Origin of the sequence: Pseudomonas shirazica, from assembly GCF_015168335.1 — a bacterium.
GTDB classification, from domain to species: domain Bacteria; phylum Pseudomonadota; class Gammaproteobacteria; order Pseudomonadales; family Pseudomonadaceae; genus Aquipseudomonas; species Aquipseudomonas asiatica.
Genome location: NZ_CP063456.1, coordinates 249,083 through 274,384 on the forward strand (window position 1 = coordinate 249,083; position 25,302 = coordinate 274,384).

Annotated in this window: 12 protein-coding genes, 2 tRNA genes and 3 rRNA genes; all 17 read left to right on the forward strand. The window is 60.5% G+C overall.

Annotation, left to right across the window (positions count from 1 at the left end; all coding sequences use genetic code 11):
* The first annotated feature begins 105 nt into the window (after positions 1–105).
* Positions 106–2,427 (forward strand): penicillin-binding protein 1B, encoded by a 2,322-nt coding sequence (gene mrcB / locus IMX18_RS01160; protein WP_023661650.1) that lies wholly within the window; start codon positions 106–108, stop codon positions 2,425–2,427.
* 15 nt (positions 2,428–2,442) lie between these two features.
* The gene (locus IMX18_RS01165; RefSeq protein WP_039615235.1) at positions 2,443–3,261 is read left to right on the forward strand and encodes a tetratricopeptide repeat protein; all 819 of its coding nucleotides are present in this window, start codon (positions 2,443–2,445) and stop codon (positions 3,259–3,261) included.
* Positions 3,261–3,593 carry a YqcC family protein gene (locus tag IMX18_RS01170; protein WP_015271835.1) on the forward strand — a complete coding sequence of 111 codons (333 nt, stop codon included), beginning with the start codon at positions 3,261–3,263 and terminating at the stop codon, positions 3,591–3,593. The genes IMX18_RS01165 and IMX18_RS01170 overlap by 1 nt, the downstream gene beginning before the upstream one ends.
* Before the next feature lie 408 nt (positions 3,594–4,001).
* Positions 4,002–5,726, forward strand: coding sequence for an acetolactate synthase 3 large subunit (locus tag IMX18_RS01175; RefSeq protein ID WP_015271834.1), 1,725 nt, complete (start codon positions 4,002–4,004; stop codon positions 5,724–5,726).
* Position 5,727: 1 nt separating this feature from the next.
* Entirely contained in the window at positions 5,728–6,219 is a 492-nt protein-coding gene (gene ilvN, locus IMX18_RS01180) for an acetolactate synthase small subunit (protein WP_003250040.1), read from the forward strand.
* 53 nt (positions 6,220–6,272) lie between these two features.
* On the forward strand, positions 6,273–7,289 hold the full coding sequence (gene ilvC, locus IMX18_RS01185) for a ketol-acid reductoisomerase (protein WP_013974255.1): 1,017 nt from the start codon (positions 6,273–6,275) through the stop codon (positions 7,287–7,289).
* A 150-nt stretch (positions 7,290–7,439) separates the two neighbouring features.
* Positions 7,440–8,291: a CDP-diacylglycerol--serine O-phosphatidyltransferase gene (gene pssA, locus IMX18_RS01190; protein ID WP_100413855.1), complete on the forward strand. Its 852-nt coding sequence runs from the start codon at positions 7,440–7,442 to the stop codon at positions 8,289–8,291.
* A gap of 79 nt (positions 8,292–8,370) precedes the next feature.
* Entirely contained in the window at positions 8,371–9,384 is a 1,014-nt protein-coding gene (msrP, locus tag IMX18_RS01195) for a protein-methionine-sulfoxide reductase catalytic subunit MsrP (RefSeq protein WP_015271833.1), read from the forward strand.
* A complete protein-coding gene (gene msrQ / locus IMX18_RS01200; RefSeq protein WP_015271832.1) occupies positions 9,384–9,980 on the forward strand; it encodes a protein-methionine-sulfoxide reductase heme-binding subunit MsrQ in 597 nt (198 codons plus the stop codon). Before msrP ends, msrQ begins: the two co-directional genes overlap by 1 nt.
* 672 nt (positions 9,981–10,652) lie before the next feature.
* Positions 10,653–12,189: ribosomal RNA gene (locus tag IMX18_RS01205) — 16S ribosomal RNA — on the forward strand.
* A gap of 85 nt (positions 12,190–12,274) precedes the next feature.
* Positions 12,275–12,351: transfer RNA gene (locus tag IMX18_RS01210), tRNA-Ile, on the forward strand.
* Positions 12,352–12,375: 24 nt separating this feature from the next.
* Positions 12,376–12,451: transfer RNA gene (locus tag IMX18_RS01215), tRNA-Ala, on the forward strand.
* Between the two features lie 243 nt (positions 12,452–12,694).
* Positions 12,695–15,586 (forward strand): 23S ribosomal RNA (locus IMX18_RS01220).
* Between the two features lie 131 nt (positions 15,587–15,717).
* Positions 15,718–15,833 (forward strand): 5S ribosomal RNA (rrf, locus tag IMX18_RS01225).
* The 16S, 23S and 5S rRNA genes sit together here with 2 tRNA genes alongside, the layout of an rRNA operon.
* A gap of 178 nt (positions 15,834–16,011) precedes the next feature.
* Complete coding sequence (gene recC / locus IMX18_RS01230) at positions 16,012–19,494, forward strand: exodeoxyribonuclease V subunit gamma (protein ID WP_015271831.1); 3,483 nt, start codon at positions 16,012–16,014, stop codon at positions 19,492–19,494.
* Entirely contained in the window at positions 19,491–23,168 is a 3,678-nt protein-coding gene (gene recB, locus IMX18_RS01235; RefSeq protein ID WP_191472133.1) for an exodeoxyribonuclease V subunit beta, read from the forward strand. The genes recC and recB overlap by 4 nt, the downstream gene beginning before the upstream one ends.
* Positions 23,165–25,240 (forward strand): exodeoxyribonuclease V subunit alpha, encoded by a 2,076-nt coding sequence (gene recD, locus IMX18_RS01240; protein ID WP_015271829.1) that lies wholly within the window; start codon positions 23,165–23,167, stop codon positions 25,238–25,240. Before recB ends, recD begins: the two co-directional genes overlap by 4 nt.
* Positions 25,241–25,302: the final 62 nt, after the last annotated feature.

Sequence of the window (25,302 nt, forward strand, 5' to 3'; positions counted from 1 at the left end):
CCGGGGGCAGGGAATTCGAATGCGCCATTATGGTCAATGGTGCCGTCCCTGCCTACCGCCGGGGGCGTCTGCCCAGCCTTTATAAAGTGCGTATAATCCGCCGCCATGACCCGAACTCGAAATCCCCGTACCCCTCAGAAACGCCCGACCGGCCGCTCCCGCGCCTGGCTGGGCTGGGCTTTGAAGCTCAGCCTGGTCGGCCTGGTGATAGTCGCCGGCTTCGCGGTTTACCTCGATGCCGTTGTCCAGGAAAAGTTTTCCGGCAAGCGCTGGACCATCCCGGCCAAGGTGTATGCCCGGCCGCTGGAGCTGTTCACCGGCCAGAAACTGAGCAAGAACGACTTCCTCACCGAGCTGGACGCGCTCGGCTACCGGCGTGAAAGCGCGGCCAACGGCCCGGGAGCGGCGGCAGTCAACGGCAACACCGTCGAGCTCAATACCCGTGGCTTCCAGTTCTACGAGGGCATGGAGCCGGCGCAGTTCGTGCGTGTGCGCTTCTCCGGCGATTACGTGGCGGGCCTTTCCGGCGCCAACGGCAAGACGCTTGACGTAGTGCGCCTGGAGCCGCTGATGATCGGCGGCATCTACCCGAAAAACCTCGAAGACCGCATCCTGATCAAGATCGACCAGGTACCGCCCTACCTGCTCGAAACTCTGGTGGCGACGGAAGACCGCGATTTCTACAGCCACTTCGGGGTGTCGCCCAAGTCCATCGCCCGAGCCATGTGGGTCAATACCTCGGCAGGTTCCATGCGCCAGGGTGGCAGCACCCTGACCCAGCAGTTGGTGAAGAACTTCTACCTCACCAGCGAGCGCAGCCTCAGCCGCAAGCTGACCGAGGCGATGATGGCTGTGTTGCTGGAGCTGCACTACGACAAGCGCGAGATCCTCGAGGCCTACCTCAACGAGGTGTTCGTCGGCCAGGATGGTCAGCGTGCAGTGCACGGCTTCGGCCTCGCCAGCCAGTTCTTCTTCAGCCAACCGCTGTCGGAGCTGAAATTGCACCAGATCGCTCTGCTGGTGGGTATGGTCAAGGGGCCGTCCTACTACAACCCGCGTCGCTATCCGGACCGCGCCCTGGCCCGCCGCAACCTGGTGCTCGACCTGGTGGCCGAGCAGGGCGTGGCCAGCCAGGCAGAAGTCGATGCAGCGAAGAAGATGCCGCTGGGCGTGACCAAGCGCGGCAGCCTGGCAGACAGCTCGTTCCCGGCCTTCCTCGACCTGGTCAAGCGTCAGCTGCGCCAGGACTACCGCGATGAAGACTTGACCGAAGAAGGGCTGCGCATCTTCACCAGCTTCGACCCGATCCTGCAGATGAAGGCCGAAACCTCGATGAGCGAGACCTTCAAGCGCCTCGCGGGGCGCAAGGGGGCGGACGAGGTTGAGTCGGCGATGGTCGTGACCAATCCGGAAACCGGTGAGGTGCAGGCGCTGATCGGCAGCCGCCAGGCCGGCTTTGCCGGCTTCAACCGCGCCATTGATGCCGTGCGGCCGATCGGTTCGCTGGTCAAGCCGGCGGTGTACCTGACCGCGCTGGAACAACCGACCAAGTACACCTTGACCAGTTGGGTGCAGGACGAGCCGTTCTCGGTCAAAGGTGCCGACGGCCAGGTCTGGCGCCCGCAGAACTACGATCGTCGCCCGCATGGCACCATCTACCTGTACCAGGGGCTGGCCAACTCCTACAACCTGTCGACTGCCAAGATCGGCCTGGAAGTGGGTGTGCCCAACGTGATCAAGACCATTGGCCGGCTGGGAGTGAACGTTGACTGGCCAGCCTTCCCGGCCATGCTGCTGGGTGCCGGCGGCATGTCGCCAATGCAGGTCGCGACGATGTACCAGACCATCGCCAACGGCGGCTTCAATACCCCGATGCGCGGTATCCGCAGCGTGCTCACCGCCGAGGGCGAGCCGCTAAAACGCTACCCGTTCCAGATCCAGCAAACCTTCGACCCGGGGGCTATCTACCTGGTGCAGAACGCCATGCAGCGGGTGATGCGCGAAGGCACCGGCCGCTCGGTGTACAACACTTTGCCGCGCAATCTCACCCTGGCGGGCAAGACCGGTACCAGTAACGATTCGCGCGACAGCTGGTTCTCCGGGTTCAGTCAGGACCTGCTGGCCGTGGTATGGATGGGTCGTGACGACAACGGCAAGACGCCATTTACTGGTGCCACCGGCGCCCTGCAGGTGTGGACCAGCTTCATGAAGAAGGCCGACCCGCTGCCGCTGGACATGCCGCAACCGGACAACGTGGTGCAGGCCTGGATTGACCCGTACAGTGGCCATGGGTCTGATGGCAGCTGTCCGGGAGCGGTGCAGATGCCGTATATTCGCGGGAGTGAACCGCCCGCCGGCGCGACCTGTGGCGGCGAGCAGGATCCAGTTGAATCGGTCATGGACTGGGTCAAGGGCTGGATGAATTAAGCACAGGCTGCATTGATGAGGTGTGACGTGAACAAGTGGCTGTTTCCTGCCGTGACGGCGCTGGCTGTGCTCCAGGGGTGCGCCAGCGTCCCGCGCGGCAATATTCCGGTGGTCGACTCGAGCACCCGGGTGTCCAACAGCGAACGCGTGACGGCCAATCGCTCTGCGGGTGGCTATAACGCAGGTACCGCGCAGGCTCAAACGCTGCCTGAAGACTCCGGCGTGACCGTGATGATCCCACAGGGCGCTGGCGCTTCGGGCATCCAGACGTTCCCGGCGGCCAATGGCGCGGCGCCAATCAGCACCTCGCCGATTACCCCGGGGCCGATCACCCCAGGCCCAATTACCACTGGTCCGGTCACTTCGGCACCAATGACCACCAATCCAAACCCGATCGCCGACGAACCCTTCGACATCGCGGCGATGAACAGCGCCCCGCAAAGCACCAGCGCGCCAACCGGTATTCCGCGTAGCGGTGCTGCTACCGGTGGCCTGTCGGCCGACGAGCAGCTGGACGGCCCGGTGCTGGCGCTGCTGACCACCGCGAAGACCCAGCAGGGCAGCGGTGACTTCAACGGTGCCGCATCGAGCCTGGAGCGTGCTCAGCGCATTGCCCCGCGCGAGCCACAGGTACTGTACCGTCTGGCCCAGGTACGCCTGTCGCAAGGTGATGCACCGCAGGCCGAGCAGTTGGCGCGTCGTGCTTTGACTTACGCCAACGGCCGCCCGAGCCTGCAGGCCGAGCTGTGGAACACCATCGCCCAGGCCCGCGAGAAGCAGGGTGACAGCGCTGGTGCCGCACTGGCCCGGCAAAAGGCACGGGTCAATTCGTGATGATCGAGCAGCGCATTCTGGATGTTGCCGACCACCTGCTGCTGATCGAACGAGAGCTGCAGGTGCAAGGCTGGTGGGATGACGAGCCGCCAAGCGATGAGGCACTGGCCAGCACGGTGCCTTTCGCAGTCGATACCCTCAGTTTCGAGCAGTGGCTCCAATGGATCTTCCTGCCGCGGATGAAGATCATCATCGAGCTGGGCCACCCGCTGCCTAGTGCGTCCGGCATCCTGGTAATGGCTGAAACGGTATTTACCGACCGGCCAGAGCAAAGTCGTGAGCTACGCCGCCTGTTGGCAGCATTTGACCAATTGATTGCTCCTTCCGCCTGATTTCTTCAGTTTTTCCTTCAAGGGCCGCAGATTGTGGCCCTTTTTTGTGGAAATCTTATTTATTCTGCTGCTGAAGCGATTTTTAGTGGTGGCAGGGATTCATCTTGGGGAAAAATTGGCAATAATTTTTCTTGACTTGTTGGCGCCGAATCAGAAGAATCCAATCTCCGCTGTAGAGGGACTGCCAGAAGCAGACCCGCTAAGCAGATCATGAGGCGCACACCCGCGCCGACCTGTTACACCCCGCAACGCGTTACCTCGCGCTGGGTGGGAAAACCCCGCAACACTCTGGGGCGCTCCCAATACTTGCTCAGTCAGTGCTGACGTTCGCTCATGCTCTGCTTGGCAGTAAACCTATTAAGACCCGTCCAGTGAGGGCGGTATTCTGGCGTTTTAGAGGTGAACAACGTGGAGCTTTTATCTGGCGCTGAGATGGTCGTCCGCTTCTTGCGTGACGAAGGCGTTAAGCACATCTACGGGTACCCTGGTGGTGCTCTCCTGCATGTTTACGACGCGCTGTTCAAGGAACCGGAAGTCGAGCACATCCTGGTTCGTCATGAGCAGGCAGCTACCCATATGGCGGACGGCTACGCCCGCGCCACCGGCAAGGCCGGCGTGGTGCTGGTAACCTCCGGCCCGGGCGCGACCAATGCCATTACCGGTATTGCCACCGCCTACATGGATTCGATTCCGATGGTCATCCTGTCCGGGCAGGTGCCTAGCACCATGGTGGGTACCGATGCCTTCCAGGAAACCGACATGATCGGTATTTCGCGGCCGATCGTGAAGCACAGCTTCATGATCAAACATGCCAGCGAAATCCCCGAAGTTCTGAAAAAAGCTTTCTACCTGGCGCAATCCGGTCGCCCAGGTCCGGTCGTGGTCGACATTCCAAAAGATATGACCAACCCGGCCGAGAAGTTCGAATACGTCTATCCGAAAAAGGTCAAGCTGCGCTCCTATAGCCCAGCGGTACGCGGCCACTCCGGCCAGATCCGCAAGGCTGCAGAGATGCTGCTGGCGGCCAAGCGCCCGATCGTCTACTCCGGTGGCGGCGTGATCCTCGGTGGTGGCTCCGAAGCCCTGACCGAAATCGCCAAGTCGCTGAACCTGCCAGTCACCAATACCCTGATGGGGCTGGGTGGCTTCCCGGGTACCGACCGCCAGTTCCTCGGCATGCTCGGCATGCACGGCAGCTTCACTGCCAACATGGCCATGCATCATGCCGACGTCATCTTCGCCGTCGGTGCCCGTTTCGACGACCGCGTGGTCAACGGCCCGGCCAAGTTCTGCCCGAATGCCAAGATCATCCATATCGACATCGACCCGGCGTCGATCTCCAAGATGATCAAGGCCGACGTGCCGATCGTCGGCCCGGTCGACAGCGTGCTCAGCGAAATGCTCGGCATCCTCAAGGAAATCGGCGAGCAGCCTGACAAGGCGGCGCTGGATGCCTGGTGGAAGCAGATCGACGAATGGCGTGGCAATGGCGAGCTGTTCCCTTACGACAAGGGTGACGGCAATGTCATCAAGCCGCAGAAAGTCATCGAGACTCTGTGCGAAGTGACCAATGGCGATGCCTTCGTCACCTCCGACGTGGGTCAGCACCAGATGTTCGCGGCGCAGTACTACCGCTTCAACAAGCCGAACCGCTGGATCAACTCCGGTGGCCTGGGCACCATGGGCTTCGGTTTCCCGGCGGCGATGGGCGTCAAGCTCAACTTCCCGGACCAGGACGTGGCCTGCGTGACCGGCGAAGGCAGCATCCAGATGAATATCCAGGAGCTGTCCACCTGCATGCAGTACGGCCTGCCGGTGAAGATCGTCAACCTGAACAACGGTGTGTTGGGCATGGTCCGTCAGTGGCAGGACATGGCCTACAACGGTCGTCACTCGCACTCGTACGTCGAGTCGCTGCCTGACTTCATCAAGCTGGCCGAGGCCTATGGCCATGTGGGTATCCGCATCACCAGCCTGAAGGACCTCAAGCCGAAGCTGGAAGAAGCGTTTGCGATGAAGGACCGCCTGGTGTTCATCGACATCGCGGTTGACCGCAGTGAGCACGTCTATCCGATGCAGATCAAGGATGGCTCGATGCGTGACATGTGGCTGAGCAAGACGGAGCGTACCTGATATGCGGCACATCATCTCCCTGCTGCTGGAAAACGAACCAGGTGCGTTGTCCCGCGTGGTCGGCCTGTTCTCCCAGCGTAACTACAACATTGAAAGCCTGACCGTGGCGCCGACCGAAGACCCGACCCTGTCGCGTCTGACGCTGACCACCGTTGGCCATGACGAAGTGATCGAACAGATCACCAAGAACCTGAACAAGCTGGTCGAAGTGGTCAAGCTCGTCGACCTGTCGGAAAGCGCTCACATCGAGCGTGAACTGATGCTGGTCAAGGTCAAGGCCACCGGTGCCCAGCGCGCCGAGATCAAACGCACCACGGATATCTTCCGTGGCCAGATCGTCGATGTGACTGCCAGCGTGTACACCGTGCAGCTGAGCGGCACCAGCGACAAACTGGACAGCTTCATCCAGGCGATCGGCACTGCATCGATTCTCGAAACCGTGCGCAGCGGCGTTACCGGCATTGCCCGTGGCGACAAAGTGCTCAGCATCTGAATTCAAATTAGCGATGGCTCCGCAGGGGCCGAGATATAACCAGGGGTATTTTCATGAAAGTTTTCTACGATAAAGACTGCGACCTTTCCATCATCCAGGGTAAGAAAGTCGCCATCATCGGTTACGGTTCCCAGGGCCACGCTCAGGCGTGCAACCTGAAGGACTCCGGTGTAGATGTCACCATCGGTCTGCGTAAAGGTTCGGCCACCGTTGCCAAGGCAGAAGCCCATGGCCTGAAAGTGACCGACGTTGCCTCTGCCGTCGCTGCTGCCGACCTGGTCATGATCCTGACCCCGGACGAGTTCCAGGGCCAACTGTACAAGCAGGAAATCGAGCCGAACATCAAGAAGGGCGCTACCCTGGCCTTCTCCCATGGCTTCTCGATCCACTACAACCAGGTTGTTCCTCGTGCCGACCTCGACGTGATCATGATCGCGCCGAAGGCCCCGGGCCACACCGTTCGCTCCGAGTTCGTCAAGGGCGGCGGTATCCCTGACCTGATCGCCATCTACCAGGACGCCTCCGGCAACGCCAAGAATGTTGCCCTGTCGTACGCTTCGGGCGTAGGCGGCGGCCGTACCGGCATCATCGAAACCACCTTCAAGGACGAGACCGAAACCGACCTGTTCGGTGAGCAGGCTGTTCTGTGCGGCGGTACCGTAGAGCTGGTCAAGGCCGGTTTCGAAACCCTGGTCGAAGCTGGCTACGCGCCGGAAATGGCCTACTTCGAGTGCCTGCACGAACTGAAGCTGATCGTTGACCTCATGTACGAAGGCGGCATCGCCAACATGAACTACTCGATCTCCAACAACGCCGAGTACGGTGAGTACGTAACCGGTCCGGAAGTCATCAACGAAGAATCCCGCAAGGCCATGCGCAACGCCCTGAAGCGCATCCAGGACGGCGAGTACGCGAAGATGTTCATCTCCGAAGGTGCTACCAACTACCCATCGATGACCGCCAAGCGCCGCAACAACGCCGCTCACGGCATCGAAATCATCGGCGAGCAACTGCGCTCGATGATGCCGTGGATCTCGGCTAACAAAATCGTCGACAAGACCAAGAACTAAGTCTTATCGAAAGATGAAAAACGCGGCTTCGGCCGCGTTTTTTCGTTCTGACAGTCAGCTTCTGGTATAAAGCAGACCAGTGGCCTGCCGTCAGAACCTGTTTTGCAGGTCCGTGTCGAACATTTTCCATCCTGTTGCAAGGTACCCTCCATGAGCGAACGTCCCGAAGAGCCGAACAAGCCCTCCGACGCCGAAAGCCTGCTACCTGTCGATGAGCACGTTGAAGAAGGGCATGACGCCGAAGGGCGCAAGGTACGCCATCGTGGCATCTACCTGCTGCCCAACCTGTTTACCACCGCCAACCTGTTTGCCGGTTTCTATTCCATCATCAGCTCGATGAGCGCGCAGAGCGCCCTGAGCGCCGGTGACCCTCGCGAGGCGAGCAAGTACTTTGCCTTCGCTGCGATCGCCATCTTCGTGGCCATGGTGCTCGACAGCCTGGATGGTCGTGTCGCGCGCATGACCAACACACAGAGCGCCTTTGGTGCCGAGTACGACTCACTGTCGGACATGGTTGCCTTTGGTGTCGCTCCGGCCTTGCTGGCCTTTGGCTGGGCGCTGGGCGACATGGGCAAGGTTGGCTGGATGGTTGCCTTCATCTATGTGGCCGGTGCAGCACTGCGCCTGGCACGCTTCAATACCCAGGTCGGCACCGCCGACAAGCGCTACTTCATCGGCCTTGCCAGTCCTGCTGCTGCGGGTGTGGTCGCGGGTACCGTGTGGGCGTTCAGCGACTACGGCATCCAGGGCTCCAAGCTGTCGTTCCTGGTGGCGCTGCTGGTGGCTGCTGCCGGCATGCTGATGGTCAGCAACATCAAGTACAACAGCTTCAAGGAGCTGGACCTGAAGGGGCGTGTGCCGTTCGTGGCTATCCTGGCCGTGGTGCTGGTGTTTGCCGTGGTGTTCAGCGACCCGCCGCGTATCCTGCTGCTGATCTTCCTCGCCTATGCGGCTTCGGGCCCGATTCAGTTCCTGCTGAAGTCACGCCGTCGCAAAGCGTGACAATCATTTAATGCTGGAATAACCCGCCGGCTCCATAGTCTTACTGGTACATCCGTTATCCAGTGCTGTGGAGCCGCTCATGCTCATCAAGCTTCCCAGGTCTTCCGAGTGCAAGGCGTCGGAGATCACCCCCGAAGGCATCTATCTCTCCCGTCGTACCCTGCTGGGTGGCTCGTTGGCTGGCCTGGCCCTGGGCGCTTTGCCGAGCATGGCGCGCGCAGCTGAAGCCAGCCGATACGCCGATGTCGAGGCGGGCAGGGCGCCTGGTTGGTTCAATGAAAAGCTCGCAGCTACCCGATGGCAGGCAGTAACGGTCAAGGGTGAGGCAATCACGCCGTTCAAGGATGCCACCCACTACAACAACTTCTACGAGTTCGGGCCTGACAAGGGCGACCCGGCGGCCAATGGCGACAGCCTGAAGACCGAACCGTGGAGCGTTGTGGTCGATGGCGAAGTGGGTAAGCCCGGCCGCTATGCGCTGGAGGACTTCGTCAAACCGTACCAGCTCGAGGAGCGCATCTACCGGCTGCGGTGCGTGGAGGCGTGGTCGATGGTCATTCCGTGGCTGGGCTTCCCGTTGGCGCAGGTGCTCAAGCAGGTCGAGCCGACATCCAAGGCACGTTATGTGCGCTTCGAAACCCTGAAAGACCCGGAGCACATGCCGGGGCAGCGTTCGGGTTTCGCCTTGATCGACTGGCCTTATAGAGAAGGCTTGCGCCTGGATGAGGCAATGCATCCTTTAGCGATCCTGGCGGTCGGGATGTATGGCCGGGAGCTGCCCAACCAGAATGGCGCGCCGTTGCGGCTGGTGGTGCCGTGGAAGTATGGCTTCAAGAGCATCAAGTCGATCGTGCGTATCAGCCTGGTGGCGGAGCAGCCGGGCACCACCTGGGAAGGGCTGGCGCCGGATGAATATGGGTTCTATGCCAATGTGAACCCGACGGTCGACCACCCCCGTTGGAGCCAGGCGCGTGAACGGCGGCTGCCCAGCGGGCTGTTCAGTCCCAATGTGCGGGAAACCCAGATGTTCAATGGCTATGCCGATGAAGTGGCGTCGCTGTATACCGGGCTTGATCTGCGGAAGAACTATTGATGCGTTACCCCTGGTTTCGTCTGGCCATTTTCATCGTGGGATGCCTGTTCCCAGTCTGGTGGTTGTATGAGGCGGCGATGAATGTGCTAGGGCCTGATCCCGGAAAGATCATGATGGACCGGCTTGGGCTCGGGGCGCTGACCTTCCTGCTGGTTACCTTGGGCATGACGCCGCTGCAGAAGCTGACGGGATGGTCGGGCTGGATCGTGGTGCGCCGGCAGTTGGGGTTGTGGGTGTTTGCCTATATCGTGCTGCACGTCCTGGCTTACCTGTTCTTCATCCTTGGGTTGGACTGGGGGCAGTTGGCGGTGGAGTTGCGCAAGCGGCCATACATAATTGTGGGTGCGCTTGGGTTTCTTGGATTGCTGGCCCTGGCGGTTACCTCGAATCGGTATAGCCAGCGGCGGTTGGGAGCGAGGTGGAAGAAGCTGCACCGGTTGGTGTACGTGATACTTGGGTTGGGTTTGCTGCATTTTCTGTGGATCGTGCGCTCGGATTTGCGGGAGTGGGCGATTTATGCGGTTATTGGGGCTGTGTTGATGGTGTTGCGGGTTCCTGCTGTTGCGCGGGTGCTGCCCAGGATTGGCCGGAGATAGGGGAGGGGCAAGGGCCTGTCTTGAGATGGCATTGCCTTTGAAATGTGCCTGCCTTGAGTTTTCTGGCGCCTGTGAGATCGAGCGCCGCCCGCGCGGCGCTCGATCTCACAGGCGCAGAAGGTGTTGTGGCGAGCACCTGGTAGCCTTGATAAGGTCTTCGCCTGGAACATTTCAAATAAATGAAATTAACCCTTGACCGCCTTCTGAATCCCCTTATAATGCGCCCCACTTCCAGCGACGCCGGAACGACAAACTCCTTGATTTTCAAAGAGTTAGATAGTTGAAGCGAAGTTGAAAGGGCTACGATCAAATGATCGGCAGCGGTTGAGATGATGGTTGACAGCGCTTCTAAACGCTGTATGATTCGCCTCCCGCTGCGAGAGATCGCGGTAAGTCAAGTGTTTGAAGCTAAACGAGTTTCTCGCAAAAAACTTCAAAATAAACGCTTGACAGCAAATGAGGAAAGCGTAGAATGCGCGCCTCGGTTGAGACGAAAGGCTCTTAACCAAACGCTCTTTAACAAATCGAATCAAGCAATTCGTGTGGGTGCTTGTGAGTACGGACTGATAGTCACAAAGATTATCAGCATCACAAGTGGCCATGCGAGAAATCACATAGTCATTTGAGATTGCTGAGCCAAGTTTAGGGTTTCTTAAAAACCCAAGCAGTATTGAACTGAAGAGTTTGATCATGGCTCAGATTGAACGCTGGCGGCAGGCCTAACACATGCAAGTCGAGCGGATGACGGGAGCTTGCTCCTTGATTCAGCGGCGGACGGGTGAGTAATGCCTAGGAATCTGCCTGGTAGTGGGGGACAACGTTTCGAAAGGAACGCTAATACCGCATACGTCCTACGGGAGAAAGCAGGGGACCTTCGGGCCTTGCGCTATCAGATGAGCCTAGGTCGGATTAGCTAGTTGGTGAGGTAATGGCTCACCAAGGCGACGATCCGTAACTGGTCTGAGAGGATGATCAGTCACACTGGAACTGAGACACGGTCCAGACTCCTACGGGAGGCAGCAGTGGGGAATATTGGACAATGGGCGAAAGCCTGATCCAGCCATGCCGCGTGTGTGAAGAAGGTCTTCGGATTGTAAAGCACTTTAAGTTGGGAGGAAGGGCAGTAAGTTAATACCTTGCTGTTTTGACGTTACCGACAGAATAAGCACCGGCTAACTCTGTGCCAGCAGCCGCGGTAATACAGAGGGTGCAAGCGTTAATCGGAATTACTGGGCGTAAAGCGCGCGTAGGTGGTTCGTTAAGTTGGATGTGAAAGCCCCGGGCTCAACCTGGGAACTGCATCCAAAACTGGCGAGCTAGAGTACGGTAGAGGGTGGTGGAATTTCCTGTGTAGCGGTGAAATGCGTAGATATAGGAAGGAACACCAGTGGCGAAGGCGACCACCTGGACTGATACTGACACTGAGGTGCGAAAGCGTGGGGAGCAAACAGGATTAGATACCCTGGTAGTCCACGTCGTAAACGATGTCAACTAGCCGTTGGAATCCTTGAGATTTTAGTGGCGCAGCTAACGCATTAAGTTGACCGCCTGGGGAGTACGGCCGCAAGGTTAAAACTCAAATGAATTGACGGGGGCCCGCACAAGCGGTGGAGCATGTGGTTTAATTCGAAGCAACGCGAAGAACCTTACCAGGCCTTGACATGCAGAGAACTTTCCAGAGATGGATTGGTGCCTTCGGGAACTCTGACACAGGTGCTGCATGGCTGTCGTCAGCTCGTGTCGTGAGATGTTGGGTTAAGTCCCGTAACGAGCGCAACCCTTGTCCTTAGTTACCAGCACGTTATGGTGGGCACTCTAAGGAGACTGCCGGTGACAAACCGGAGGAAGGTGGGGATGACGTCAAGTCATCATGGCCCTTACGGCCTGGGCTACACACGTGCTACAATGGTCGGTACAGAGGGTTGCCAAGCCGCGAGGTGGAGCTAATCTCACAAAACCGATCGTAGTCCGGATCGCAGTCTGCAACTCGACTGCGTGAAGTCGGAATCGCTAGTAATCGCGAATCAGAATGTCGCGGTGAATACGTTCCCGGGCCTTGTACACACCGCCCGTCACACCATGGGAGTGGGTTGCACCAGAAGTAGCTAGTCTAACCTTCGGGAGGACGGTTACCACGGTGTGATTCATGACTGGGGTGAAGTCGTAACAAGGTAGCCGTAGGGGAACCTGCGGCTGGATCACCTCCTTAATCGACGACATCAGCCTGCTGATGAGCTCCCACACGAATTGCTTGATTCATTGTAAAAGACGATGCTGTAACGCGACCCTGTTATAGGTCTGTAGCTCAGTTGGTTAGAGCGCACCCCTGATAAGGGTGAGGTCGGCAGTTCAAATCTGCCCAGACCTACCATTACATGGTTCAGCCGTAGAATACGGGGCCATAGCTCAGCTGGGAGAGCGCCTGCCTTGCACGCAGGAGGTCAGCGGTTCGATCCCGCTTGGCTCCACCACTTTCGCCGTACGCAGTAGCTTGTCAGAACTTAGAAATGAACATTCAGTTCGAATGTTGATTTCTGACTTTTGTCAGATCGTTCTTTAAAAATTCGGATATGTGATAGATATAGACTGATGACCAGTTTCACTGCTGGTTAATCAGGCTAAGGTAAAATTTGTGAGTTCTGCTCGAAAGAGCAACATGCGAATTTTCGGCGAATGTCGTCTTCACAGTATAACCAGATTGCTTGGGGTTATATGGTCAAGTGAAGAAGCGCATACGGTGGATGCCTTGGCAGTCAGAGGCGATGAAAGACGTGGTAGCCTGCGATAAGCTTTGGGGAGTCGGCAAACAGACTGTGATCCAGAGATCTCTGAATGGGGGAACCCACTCAGCATAAGCTGAGTATCTTGTACTGAATACATAGGTGCAAGAGGCGAACCAGGGGAACTGAAACATCTAAGTACCCTGAGGAAAAGAAATCAACCGAGATTCCCTTAGTAGTGGCGAGCGAACGGGGACCAGCCCTTAAGTTGATTTGAGATTAGTGGAACGCTCTGGAAAGTGCGGCCATAGTGGGTGATAGCCCCGTACACGAAAATCTCTTATCAATGAAATCGAGTAGGACGGAGCACGAGAAACTTTGTCTGAATATGGGGGGACCATCCTCCAAGGCTAAATACTACTGACTGACCGATAGTGAACCAGTACCGTGAGGGAAAGGCGAAAAGAACCCCGGAGAGGGGAGTGAAATAGAACCTGAAACCGTATGCGTACAAGCAGTGGGAGCCTACTTTGTTAGGTGACTGCGTACCTTTTGTATAATGGGTCAGCGACTTATATTCAGTGGCGAGCTTAACCGAATAGGGGAGGCGTAGCGAAAGCGAGTCTTAATAGGGCGTTTAGTCGCTGGGTATAGACCCGAAACCGGGCGATCTATCCATGGGCAGGTTGAAGGTTAGGTAACACTGACTGGAGGACCGAACCGACTACCGTTGAAAAGTTAGCGGATGACCTGTGGATCGGAGTGAAAGGCTAATCAAGCTCGGAGATAGCTGGTTCTCCTCGAAAGCTATTTAGGTAGCGCCTCATGTATCACTCCAGGGGGTAGAGCACTGTTTCGGCTAGGGGGTCATCCCGACTTACCAAACCGATGCAAACTCCGAATACCTGGAAGTGCCGAGCATGGGAGACACACGGCGGGTGCTAACGTCCGTCGTGAAAAGGGAAACAACCCAGACCGTCAGCTAAGGTCCCAAAGTCATGGTTAAGTGGGAAACGATGTGGGAAGGCTTAGACAGCTAGGAGGTTGGCTTAGAAGCAGCCACCCTTTAAAGAAAGCGTAATAGCTCACTAGTCGAGTCGGCCTGCGCGGAAGATGTAACGGGGCTCAAACCATGCACCGAAGCTACGGGTGTCATCTTTGATGACGCGGTAGAGGAGCGTTCTGTAAGCCTGTGAAGGTGAGTTGAGAAGCTTGCTGGAGGTATCAGAAGTGCGAATGCTGACATGAGTAACGACAATGCGAGTGAAAAACTCGCACGCCGAAAGACCAAGGTTTCCTGCGCAACGTTAATCGACGCAGGGTTAGTCGGTCCCTAAGGCGAGGCTGAAAAGCGTAGTCGATGGAAAACAGGTTAATATTCCTGTACTTCCAGTTATTGCGATGGAGGGACGGAGAAGGTTAGGCCAGCCTGGCGTTGGTTGTCCAGGTTTAAGGTGGTAGGCTGAAATCTTAGGCAAATCCGGGATTTCAAGGCCGAGAGCTGATGACGAGTTGCCTTTAGGCGACGAAGTGGTTGATACCATGCTTCCAAGAAAAGCTCCTAAGCTTCAGATAACTGGGAACCGTACCCCAAACCGACACAGGTGGTTAGGTAGAGAATACCAAGGCGCTTGAGAGAACTCGGGTGAAGGAACTAGGCAAAATGGCACCGTAACTTCGGGAGAAGGTGCGCCGGCGAGGGTGAAGGACTTGCTCCGTAAGCCCATGCCGGTCGAAGATACCAGGCCGCTGCGACTGTTTATTAAAAACACAGCACTCTGCAAACACGAAAGTGGACGTATAGGGTGTGACGCCTGCCCGGTGCCGGAAGGTTAATTGATGGGGTTAGCGCAAGCGAAGCTCTTGATCGAAGCCCCGGTAAACGGCGGCCGTAACTATAACGGTCCTAAGGTAGCGAAATTCCTTGTCGGGTAAGTTCCGACCTGCACGAATGGCGTAACGATGGCGGCGCTGTCTCCACCCGAGACTCAGTGAAATTGAAATCGCTGTGAAGATGCAGTGTATCCGCGGCTAGACGGAAAGACCCCGTGAACCTTTACTATAGCTTTGCACTGGACTTTGAATTTGCTTGTGTAGGATAGGTGGGAGGCTTTGAAGTGGGGACGCCAGTTCTCATGGAGCCATCCTTGAAATACCACCCTGGCAACTTTGAGGTTCTAACTCAGGTCCGTTATCCGGATCGAGGACAGTGTATGGTGGGTAGTTTGACTGGGGCGGTCTCCTCCCAAAGAGTAACGGAGGAGTACGAAGGTGCGCTCAGACCGGTCGGAAATCGGTCGTAGAGTATAAAGGCAAAAGCGCGCTTGACTGCGAGACAAACACGTCGAGCAGGTACGAAAGTAGGTCTTAGTGATCCGGTGGTTCTGTATGGAAGGGCCATCGCTCAACGGATAAAAGGTACTCCGGGGATAACAGGCTGATACCGCCCAAGAGTTCATATCGACGGCGGTGTTTGGCACCTCGATGTCGGCTCATCACATCCTGGGGCTGAAGCCGGTCCCAAGGGTATGGCTGTTCGCCATTTAAAGTGGTACGCGAGCTGGGTTTAGAACGTCGTGAGACAGTTCGGTCCCTATCTGCCGTGGACGTTTGAGATTTGAGAGGGGCTGCTCCTAGTACGAGAGGACCGGAGTGGACGAACCTCTGGTGTTCCGGTTGTCACGCCAGTGGCATTGCCGGGTAGCTATGTTCGGAAGAGATAACCGCTGAAAGCATCTAAGCGGGAAACTTGCCTCAAGATGAGATCTCACTGGGATCTTGAATCCCCTGAAGGGCCGTCGAAGACTACGACGTTGATAGGTTGGGTGTGTAAGCGCTGTGAGGCGTTGAGCTAACCAATACTAATTGCCCGTGAGGCTTGACCATATAACACCCAAGCAATTTGCTAGCGCAGATTGCGGTGGTGAAGACGAAACAACCGAAAGTTCGCAACATCACAAATATCGCATATCCGAATTCGCTGGGCTGTCCATCTGGACATTCTGGCAACAGAATTTCTTGACGACCATAGAGCATTGGAACCACCTGATCCCATCCCGAACTCAGCAGTGAAACGATGCATCGCCGATGGTAGTGTGGGGTTTCCCCATGTGAGAGTAGGTCATCGTCAAGATTCATTTCGCAAAACCCCTATCTGCACATGCAGGTAGGGGTTTTGTCTTTCTGGCCAATAAGCCCAGACCTGTACAACTCTCCTCTGTGGGAGCTTCAGCCTGATGGCACTCGGCCCTATCGGGCATCCGCGTGATATCGTGCCCTCTCAGCCCCCAGCGCCAGCCAGAGACCTCCCGATGCCCAACAGCACTCACCTCCACCCCGGCTTCATGATCGTCCACGGCAACCGCCTCGACGACCTGCGCAGCCTGGTGGTGAGCTGGATGCGTCGCTATCCCTTGGCACCTCTGGAAAACGAAATCGCCCTGGTGCAAAGCAATGGCATCGCCCAATGGCTCAAACTGGCGCTTGCCGAAGACCCTCAGGACGATGACCAGGGCGGCTGTGGCATCGCCGCCGCCATCGATGTGCAACTGCCAGGCAGCTTCATGTGGCAGCTTTACCGCAGCGTGCTGGGCCGTGACGAAATTCCCGAAGTCTCCCTGCTCGACAAGGCACCGCTGACCTGGCGTCTGATGCGTCTGCTCCCGGCTTTGATCGAACGTCCCCATTTCGAGCCGTTGCGACGCTTCCTCACCGACGACAGCGACCTGCGCAAGCGTTACCAGCTCGCCGAGCGCCTGGCCGACCTGTTCGACCAGTATCAGGTCTACCGCGCCGACTGGCTCAAGGACTGGGCCGCTGGCGAGCACATCCTCAACACCGCCCGCGGTGAACGCAAGGCGCTGCCCCCGGGCAACCGCTGGCAGGCCGAGTTGTGGCGTGCATTGCTGGAGGATGTTGGTGAGCAGGGCATGGCGCAGAGCCGTGCCGGCGTACATCAACGCTTCATCGAACGGATCAACAGCCTGAAGCAGGCACCTGCCGGTCTGCCGGCCCGGGTGATCGTATTCGGTATCTCCTCGCTGCCAGCCCAGGCCCTCGAGGCACTGGCCGGCCTGGCACGCTTCAGCCAGGTGCTACTGTGCGTGCACAACCCCTGCCGCCACCACTGGGCCGATATCGTTGCCGACAAGGACCTGCTGCGCCACCAGTACAAGCGCCAGCAACGCAAGCAGGGCATGCCCTTGCAACTGGACGACCAGTCGCTACACCAACATGCCCACCCTTTGCTGGCCGCCTGGGGCAAACAAGGCCGCGACTACATCAACCTGCTCGACAGCTACGATGACCCCGGCAGTTACCAGGGCGTGTTCAGCGACGGTCGAATCGACCTGTTCAGTGAGGGCTCGCCCACCACGCTGCTCAACCAGTTGCAGGACGACATCCTCGAACTGCGTCCGCTCGCCGAAACTCGTGAGCAGTGGCATCCAGTCGACCCAGCGAAGGACCGCTCGATCCGCTTCCACATCGCCCACAGCCCGCAACGCGAAGTGGAGATCCTCCACGATCAGTTACTGGCCCGGTTCAGCGCAGACCCAACCCTGCGCCCACGTGACGTGATCGTCATGCTGCCGGCCATCGATACCTACGCGCCACATATTCGCGCCGTATTCGGCCAGTTGCAGCGCAACGATCCGCGCTACATCCCGTTCACCCTGACCGACCAGGGCCAACGTGGCCGCGAACCCTTGTTGATTGCCCTCGAACACCTGCTCAAGCTGCCGGACAGCCGCTTTGCGGTCAGCGAAGTGCTCGACCTGCTGGATGTGCCGGCAGTCCGCGCCCGTTTCGGCATACGCGAAAACGATCTGCCCACACTGCACCGCTGGATCGAGGGTGCCGGCATCCGTTGGGGCCTCAATGCCGAGCAGCGGGCCAGCCTGGGCTTGCCTGCTGGGCTGGAACAGAACAGCTGGCGGTTCGGCCTGCGCCGCATGCTGCTGGGTTATGCCGTAGGCGTGGGTGAGGCCTGTGACGGCATCGAACCCTACGATGAAATCGGTGGCCTGGATGCGGCGCTGATTGGCCCGCTGGTCGCCTTGCTCGACGCGCTCGAAGTGGCCGGCCAGGCCTTGTCCGAGCCTGCCACTGTCAGCCAGTGGGGGGAACGCCTGCATGCCTTGCTGCAAGTGTTTTTCCTGGCCGAGGGCGAGCGCGACGAGTTCCTGCTGGTGCAGTTGCAGGATCTGCGTGATAGCTGGCTCGAGGTGTGCGAGGCCGTCGGCCTGCAAGACCCATTGCCGCTGACCGTAGTGCGCGAAGCCTGGCTGTCGGGCCTCGACCAGGGCAAGTTGTCCCAGCGCTTCCTCGCCGGCTCGGTGAACTTCTGTACCCTCATGCCGATGCGCGCCATCCCGTTCCGGGTGGTCTGCCTGCTGGGCATGAACGATGGCGATTATCCCCGCGCCCAGCAGCCGCTGGACTTCGACCTGATGGCCAGCGACTACCGCCCCGGTGACCGCTCGCGCCGTGAGGATGACCGCTACCTGCTGCTCGAAGCGCTGTTGTCGGCCCGCGACCAGCTGTATGTCAGCTGGGTCGGGCGCAGTATCCGCGACAACAGCGAACGCCCGGCCTCGGTGCTCATCGGCCAGTTGCGCGATCACCTTGCAGCCGGCTGGCAGCTGGCAGGCGCGGAGCAGGGGCAGCCGGCAGAACCAGGCGAGCAACTGCTGCACGCACTGACCCAGGAGCACCCGCTGCAACCGTTCAGTTCACGCTACTTCCAGAAGGGCAGCCCGCTGTTCAGCTTTGCTCACGAATGGCAGGTGTTGCACCAGCAGGGCCAGGAGGACCAGCAGGCTGACCCCGGCCTACCGCCATACCATGACGAGGAGGCCTTGAGCCTGACCCAGCTGAATGACTTCCTGCGCCACCCGGTGCGGCATTTCTTCAGCCAGCGTCTGAAGGTGTACTTCGAAGCGCTGGAAGCACCGACCCCGGACGAGGAACCCTTCGTCCTCGATACCCTGCAACGATACGGCGCCAGTGAAAGCCTGTTGGGTGCAGCGCTGGCCGAGCCGGACAATGCCGAACAGGCCCTGCAGGCGCAAGCCCGGCGCTTGCAGGGCTGTGGCGTGCTGCCACTGGCCGGCTTTGGCGAACTGCTGCAGCGCGAGCTGATCGAGCCCCTGCCAGACCTGCTGCAACGCCACCGCCAGCTATTGCAACGCTGGCCGCAGCTGGTCGAGGGGGCATTGCCCGTGCATTTCGAGCACGGCCCACACCGCCTCGAAGGGTGGCTTGGGCGGGTATTCCAGGCAGATGACCAGAGCCTGCTCAGCATCACCACCGTACCCAACACTATCAGTGCCGGGCGTAACGCCCTCAAGTGGCACCGCCTGATCGCGCCCTGGGTCACGCACCTGGCGGCCTGCGCGGCGGGCTACCCCTATAACAGCGCGCTGGTGGCCAGCGACCTGACCCTGCTGCTTGAGCCACTGCCGCAAGCGCAGGCGGCGCAATTGCTGGGCGACCTGCTGGTAGCCCGTCAGGCGGCGATGAATGCGCCGTTGCCGGTCGCGGCCAAGACCGCGTTCGCTTGGCTGGCCCAGGACGATAGCGACAAAGCCCTGGCTGCTGCCGCCCGCGCCTACGAAGGCGACGAGCGCACCAGCTTCGGCGAGCGCAGTGAAAGCATCGCCCTGGCCCGGCAGTTCCGCGACTTTGCCGCACTCACCGCTGATGAAACCTTCGAAGGCTGGTGCGAAGCCTTGTACCGCCCATTGTTCAACGCCCCGTGGCAGACCCTGGGCAACCCGGAGAAAGGCGCATGACCCAGGACCGTCCCCTGGCACTGAGTTTCCCCCTGCATGGCAGCCAGCTGATCGAGGCCAGCGCCGGCACGGGCAAGACCTTCACCATTTCGGCGCTGTACCTGCGTCTGATCCTCGGTCACGGTGGCGAGCAGGGCTTCAACCGCGAGCTGCTACCACCGCAGATCCTCGTGGTGACCTTCACCGACGCCGCCACCAAAGAGCTGCGCGAACGTATTCGCGCCCGCCTGGCCGAAGCTGCGCGGTTCTTCCGTGGCGAGCTGGAGGCGGCCGACCCGCTGTTACACCAACTGCGTGACGACTATCCGGAAGAAGCCTGGCCACGCTGTGCCGGGCGCCTGGAAATTGCCGTGCAGTGGATGGACGAGGCAGCGGTATCGACCATCCACGGCTGGTGCCAGCGCATGCTGCGCGAACATGCCTTCGACAGCGGCAGCCTGTTCACCCAGACCCTGGAAACAGACCACAGCGAACTGCTGGGTCAGGTCATGCGCGACTACTGGCGGCGCTTCTGCTACGGCATGCAAGGCGACGCGCTGGCCTGGGTGCGTGGCCACTGGGGCAGCCCCGACGACTTGCTGCCGCGGATCCGCCCGCTGTTCGGTCGCGTGCGCGTCCAGCACGATGGGCCCGAGCCGGCGGCACTGATCCAGGCATCGCTGCAGCAGCGTGGCGAGCAGTTGGCCCGGCTCAAGGCGCCTTGGGCGCAATGGGCCGAGGAATTGCGCCAGATCTGCCGTGATGCACTGGCCGCCAAACAGGTCGATGGCCGCAAGATGCAGGCCCGTTACTTCGAGCCCTGGTTCGACAAACTCTGCGCCTGGGCCGCAGACGAACAACTGGTGGAACTTGACCTGGGCACCGGCTTTACCCGCCTGACCCCAGCGGGCATGGCCGAAGCCTGGAAGGGCGAGCCACCCGAGCACCCGGCCCTCAATGCCATGCAGAGCTTGCAGCAACAGTTACAGGCCCTGGACAGCCCGGATGCCCCATTGCTCGAGCATGCCGCCAACTGGGTAGCGGCACGCTTCGAAGTGGAGAAGCGTCGGCGTGCGGAAATGGGCTTCGACGACATGCTCCTGCGCCTGCAGCATGCCCTGGCCAGCGAGGCCGGCGAGCGCTTGGCCAGCCTGATCCGCGAACAGTTCCCGGTGGCGTTGATCGACGAGTTCCAGGACACCGACCCGGTGCAGTACGGCATCTTCGAGCGCATCTACCAGATCAGCGAAAACCGCGCCGAGACCGGCCTGTTCATGATCGGCGACCCCAAGCAGGCGATCTATGCCTTCCGTGGCGCCGACATCTACACCTACCTTGCCGCCCGCCGTGCCACCAGTGGTCGCCTGCACAGCCTGGACACCAACTACCGCTCCAGCAAGGCCATGGTCGCGGCGGTCAACCAGGTGTTCCTGCAGGCCGAGGCGCGTGAGGCAGGGCGTGGCGCATTCCTGTTCCGCGAGGCTGATGACAACCCGCTGCCGTTCATCGAGGTCCGCGCCAAAGGCCGTGGCGAACAGCTGTTGATCGACGGTGAAGCCTGCGCAGCCCTGCAATGCTGGCATCTGGAAAGCGAAGAGCCGGTCTCCGGCAGCGTTTACCGGCAGCAGCTGGCAGCCAGTTGCGCCAGCCATATCGTCGCCTTGCTCAATGGCGGCCAGCAAGGCACGGCTGGTTTCCAGAATGCCGAGGGCGAACTACGCCCGTGCCTGCCATCGGACATCGCCATCCTGGTGCGCGATGGCCATGAAGCGCAGATGGTCCGCGCCGAGCTTGCCGCGCGCGAGGTGCGTAGTGTGTACCTGTCCGACAAGGACTCGGTATTCGCCGCCCAGGAAGCCCACGACCTGTTGGCCTGGCTAAAGGCCTGTGCCGAACCCGACTCGGAGCGCCTGCTCAAGGCCGCCCTGGCCAGCCTTACCCTCGATCTGTCGCTGGCTGCGCTGGACCGCCTGAACCAGGACGAGCGGGTCTGGGAAGACTGGGTCATGCGTTTTCGCCGTTACCGCGACACCTGGCAGCGCCAGGGCGTGCTGCCGATGCTGCGGCACCTGCTGCATGACTTCCAGCTGCCGCGCACGCTGATCCGCCGCAGCGATGGCGAGCGGGTGCTGACCAACCTGCTGCACCTGGCCGAGCTGCTGCAACAGGCCGCCGGCGAACTGGACGGCGAACAGGCGCTGATCCGCCACCTGGCCGAGCACCTGGCCAGTTCCGGCCAAGCTGGTGAAGAGCAGATCCTGCGCCTGGAGAGTGACGAGCAGTTGGTGAAAGTGGTAACCATCCACAAATCCAAGGGCCTGGAATACCCCTTGGTCTACCTGCCGTTCATCTGCACCAGCAAACCGGTGGACGGCAGCCGCCTGCCGTTGGCCTGGCATGATAGCCAGGGCAACGCCCATCTCACTCTCACACCAGACCAGGAACAGATCGACCGCGCCGACGACGAGCGCCTGGCCGAAGACCTGCGCCTGCTCTATGTGGCCCTGACCCGTGCCCAGCATGCCTGCTGGCTGGGTGTCGCCGACCTCAAGCGGGGCAACCAGAAGAGCTCGCAACTGCACCGCTCGGCGTTCGGCTACCTGCTGGGAGGCGGCCTCGCCCTGCCGGGCTCGCAACAACTGACAGACTGGTTGCAGGCCTTGGCTGCAACTTGCCCGCACATCAGCTGCCCGGGCCTACCGTCGGCAGATGAGCAGGTATATCGCATGCCGCACGCCGAGCATGAGCTGCTGCCTGCCCGCAAGCCGCGCCGCGCGGCGGGGGCCGAGCATTGGTGGATTGCCTCGTACAGTGCCCTGCGCGTCGGCGACCAGACCCTCGGTGCCGACAGTTCCCAGGCCCAGCAGTTACTGGATGATGAAGTGGTCGATACCCAGATGCTGCGCGAGGTCCCGGCCGACAGTGGCGATATTCACCGCTTCCCGCGCGGGCCCAACCCCGGCACCTTCCTGCATGGTTTGCTGGAATGGGTTGGCCGCGAGGGTTTCAGCCAGGTCAGCGGCAATGCACGGCTGATCGAGCGAACCGTTGGCCAGCGCTGCAACCGTCGTGACTGGACCGGCTGGATCCCCACCCTGACGCACTGGCTGCAGCGCCTGCTGGGCGAAGCGCTGCCGTTGCCGGGCAACCACCTCGGTGTGACGCTCGGGCAGCTGCGCCACTACCAGATCGAAATGGAGTTCTGGTTCGCCAGCCACCAGGTCGATGCCGAACAACTCGACCGCCTGGTGGCACGCCACACCCACCCCGGCCTGGCCCGCCCGGCGGCGCAGCCGACTGTGCTCAATGGCATGTTCAAAGGTTTCATCGACCTGGCTTTCGAGCTGGACGGGCGTTACTACGTGACTGACTACAAGTCCAACTGGCTGGGCCCGGACATTCAGGCCTACGATGCCCCGGCCATGGAAAAGGCCATCCTCGAACATCGCTACGACCTGCAGTACGTGCTGTACCTGCTGGCCCTGCATCGGCAGTTGCGCGCCCGCCTGCCTGACTACGACTACGACCGCCATGTCGGCGGCGCCCTGTTCATCTTCCTGCGAGGTGCCAGCAGCAGCGGCCACGGCGTTTACCACGCCAAGCCACCGCGTGAGCTGATCGAAAGCCTCGATGCGCTGTTCCGTGGTGAGCACCCGCCCGTGCAGCAGGACCTGTTTGCCGGAGCCGTGATATGAGCCGAAGCCTAGTCGACCTGTTGCCCACCCCGCTGCACGCCGAGCACCTGCTTGCATTGGCGCCACAGCATGACAGCGGTGACCTGTTGCAACTGCTCGACCGCTGGGTAGAGCGCGGCTGGCTGCGTGCCCTGGACCGAGCGTTCGTATCATTCCTGGAGGAGCTAGCCCCCGGTAGTGACCCACTGCTGTTGCTGGCCGCCGCCCTGGCCAGCCACCAACTGGGCCACGGCCATGTCTGCCTCGACCTGCAGCAGACCCTGGCCGAGCCCGATTTCGCCCTGTCCTTGCCGCCTGAAGGCGACGCCTTGACCGGCCCCTTGCTGCTGCCTTCGCAGTTGCTCGCCGACCTCGACCTGCACGCCTGGCGCCAGCGCATTGCCGCCAGTCCGCTAGTGGCCGCCGGCGATACTTCGGGGCAGCAAGCGCGGCCTTTGGTGCTCAGCGGAGAGCGCCTGTACTTGCGCCGTTACTGGAGTTACGAGCGGCGCATCGACCATACACTTCGCCAGCGCCTGACCCAGTCCGAAGCGCCCCCGGCCGACTTGCGTGGCCGCCTGGCGCAGCTGTTTGACGGTGGTACGCCGGCTGGCCAGGTGGACTGGCAGAAGCTCGCCTGCGCCCTTGCCACCCGCGCAGGCTTCAGCATCATCACCGGCGGCCCCGGCACGGGCAAGACCACTACCGTGGTACGCCTTTTGGCCTTGCTGCAGGCGCCGGCGGTGGAGCAGGGCAGGCCATTGCGCATTCGCCTGGCCGCGCCGACCGGCAAGGCGGCTGCGCGCCTGACCGAATCCATTGGCCAGCAGGTCGAGCGCCTGCAGGTCAGCGCCCAGGTGCGCGGGCAGATCCCCACCGAGGTCAGCACCGTGCACCGCCTGCTCGGCAGCCGCCCCGGTTCGCGGCACTTCCGCCACCATGCCGGCAACCCGCTGCCGTTGGACGTGCTGGTGGTCGACGAAGCGTCGATGATCGACCTGGAAATGATGGCCAACCTGCTCGATGCCCTGCCGCCACGGGCACGCCTGGTACTGCTGGGCGACAAGGACCAGCTGGCCTCCGTCGAGGCCGGTGCGGTACTGGGTGACCTGTGCCGGGATGCCGAGGAGGGGTGTTACTCGCCAGAGACCGAGGCATGGCTGGAGCAGACCGGTGGCGAATCGCTGGCGGGCATCGGCCTCAAGGCCGGCGATGAGCAACGTAATCCGCTTGCCCAGCAAGTGGTGATGCTGCGCTTCTCGCGGCGTTTTGGCGAAGGTAGCGGCATTGGCCAACTGGCCCGGCTGGTCAATCGCCAGGACTCCCACGCGGCCCGCAACCTGCTGGCCACGCCGCCGCCCGATGTGCATAGCCTGGCCCTGAAGCACGAACAGGACCGCGCCTTCGACCGCCTGCTGCTCGACGGCCTGAACCGCGGCAGCGACGGCCCGCAGGGTTATCGCAGCTACCTGCGTACCCTTGGCCGTTTCCGCCCGGCACTCGATACCGCCGTTGATGACCCCGCGTGGGAGCAATGGGCGGGCAAGGTGCTGCACAGCTTCGAAGACTTCCAGTTGCTGTGTGCGGTACGCCGCGGCGCCTGGGGTGTCGAAGGCCTCAACGAGCGGGTGGCGCGGGTACTGCACAATGCCGGGCTGATCGACAGCCAGCAGCCCTGGTACGAAGGGCGGCCGGTGCTGGTCACCCGCAATGACTACGGCCTGGGCCTGATGAACGGTGACATCGGCATCGCCCTGCGTCTGCCGGATGAGCGCGGCGAACCCTTGCTGCGCGTGGCCTTCCCGCGTAACGACGGCAGTGGGGGCGTGCGCTTCGTCCTGCCCAGCCGGCTGAACGAAGTGGAAACGGTATTCGCCATGACCGTGCACAAGTCCCAAGGCTCAGAGTTCAGCCACACCGCGCTGGTGCTGCCGGATGCGCTCAACCCGGTGCTGACCAAGGAACTGGTATACACCGGCATCACCCGCGCCAAGCATTGCTTCAGCCTGGTCGAGCCTCGTCAGGGTATTTTCGAAGAGGCGGTGGCGCGCAAGGTGCGGCGTATTTCCGGGTTGATGCTGGAGCAGGTGTAGGACCGATAAGGCCCTATCGCCGGCAAGCTCCCACAGGTGCAGCGCAGTTTTCAAGGGCTGTG

What these genes read in the sequence shown, in the direction of transcription:
- pssA (WP_100413855.1), top strand. Translation starts at nt 7,440, where the DNA reads ATGAGCGAACGTCCCGAAGAGCCGAACAAGCCCTCCGACGCCGAAAGC.
- IMX18_RS01170 (WP_015271835.1), top strand. Translation starts at nt 3,261, where the DNA reads ATGATCGAGCAGCGCATTCTGGATGTTGCCGACCACCTGCTGCTGATC.
- recD (WP_015271829.1), top strand. Translation starts at nt 23,165, where the DNA reads ATGAGCCGAAGCCTAGTCGACCTGTTGCCCACCCCGCTGCACGCCGAG.
- msrP (WP_015271833.1), top strand. Translation starts at nt 8,371, where the DNA reads ATGCTCATCAAGCTTCCCAGGTCTTCCGAGTGCAAGGCGTCGGAGATC.
- ilvC (WP_013974255.1), top strand. Translation starts at nt 6,273, where the DNA reads ATGAAAGTTTTCTACGATAAAGACTGCGACCTTTCCATCATCCAGGGT.
- recB (WP_191472133.1), top strand. Translation starts at nt 19,491, where the DNA reads ATGACCCAGGACCGTCCCCTGGCACTGAGTTTCCCCCTGCATGGCAGC.
- mrcB (WP_023661650.1), top strand. Translation starts at nt 106, where the DNA reads ATGACCCGAACTCGAAATCCCCGTACCCCTCAGAAACGCCCGACCGGC.
- ilvN (WP_003250040.1), top strand. Translation starts at nt 5,728, where the DNA reads ATGCGGCACATCATCTCCCTGCTGCTGGAAAACGAACCAGGTGCGTTG.
- recC (WP_015271831.1), top strand. Translation starts at nt 16,012, where the DNA reads ATGCCCAACAGCACTCACCTCCACCCCGGCTTCATGATCGTCCACGGC.
- IMX18_RS01165 (WP_039615235.1), top strand. Translation starts at nt 2,443, where the DNA reads ATGAGGTGTGACGTGAACAAGTGGCTGTTTCCTGCCGTGACGGCGCTG.
- msrQ (WP_015271832.1), top strand. Translation starts at nt 9,384, where the DNA reads ATGCGTTACCCCTGGTTTCGTCTGGCCATTTTCATCGTGGGATGCCTG.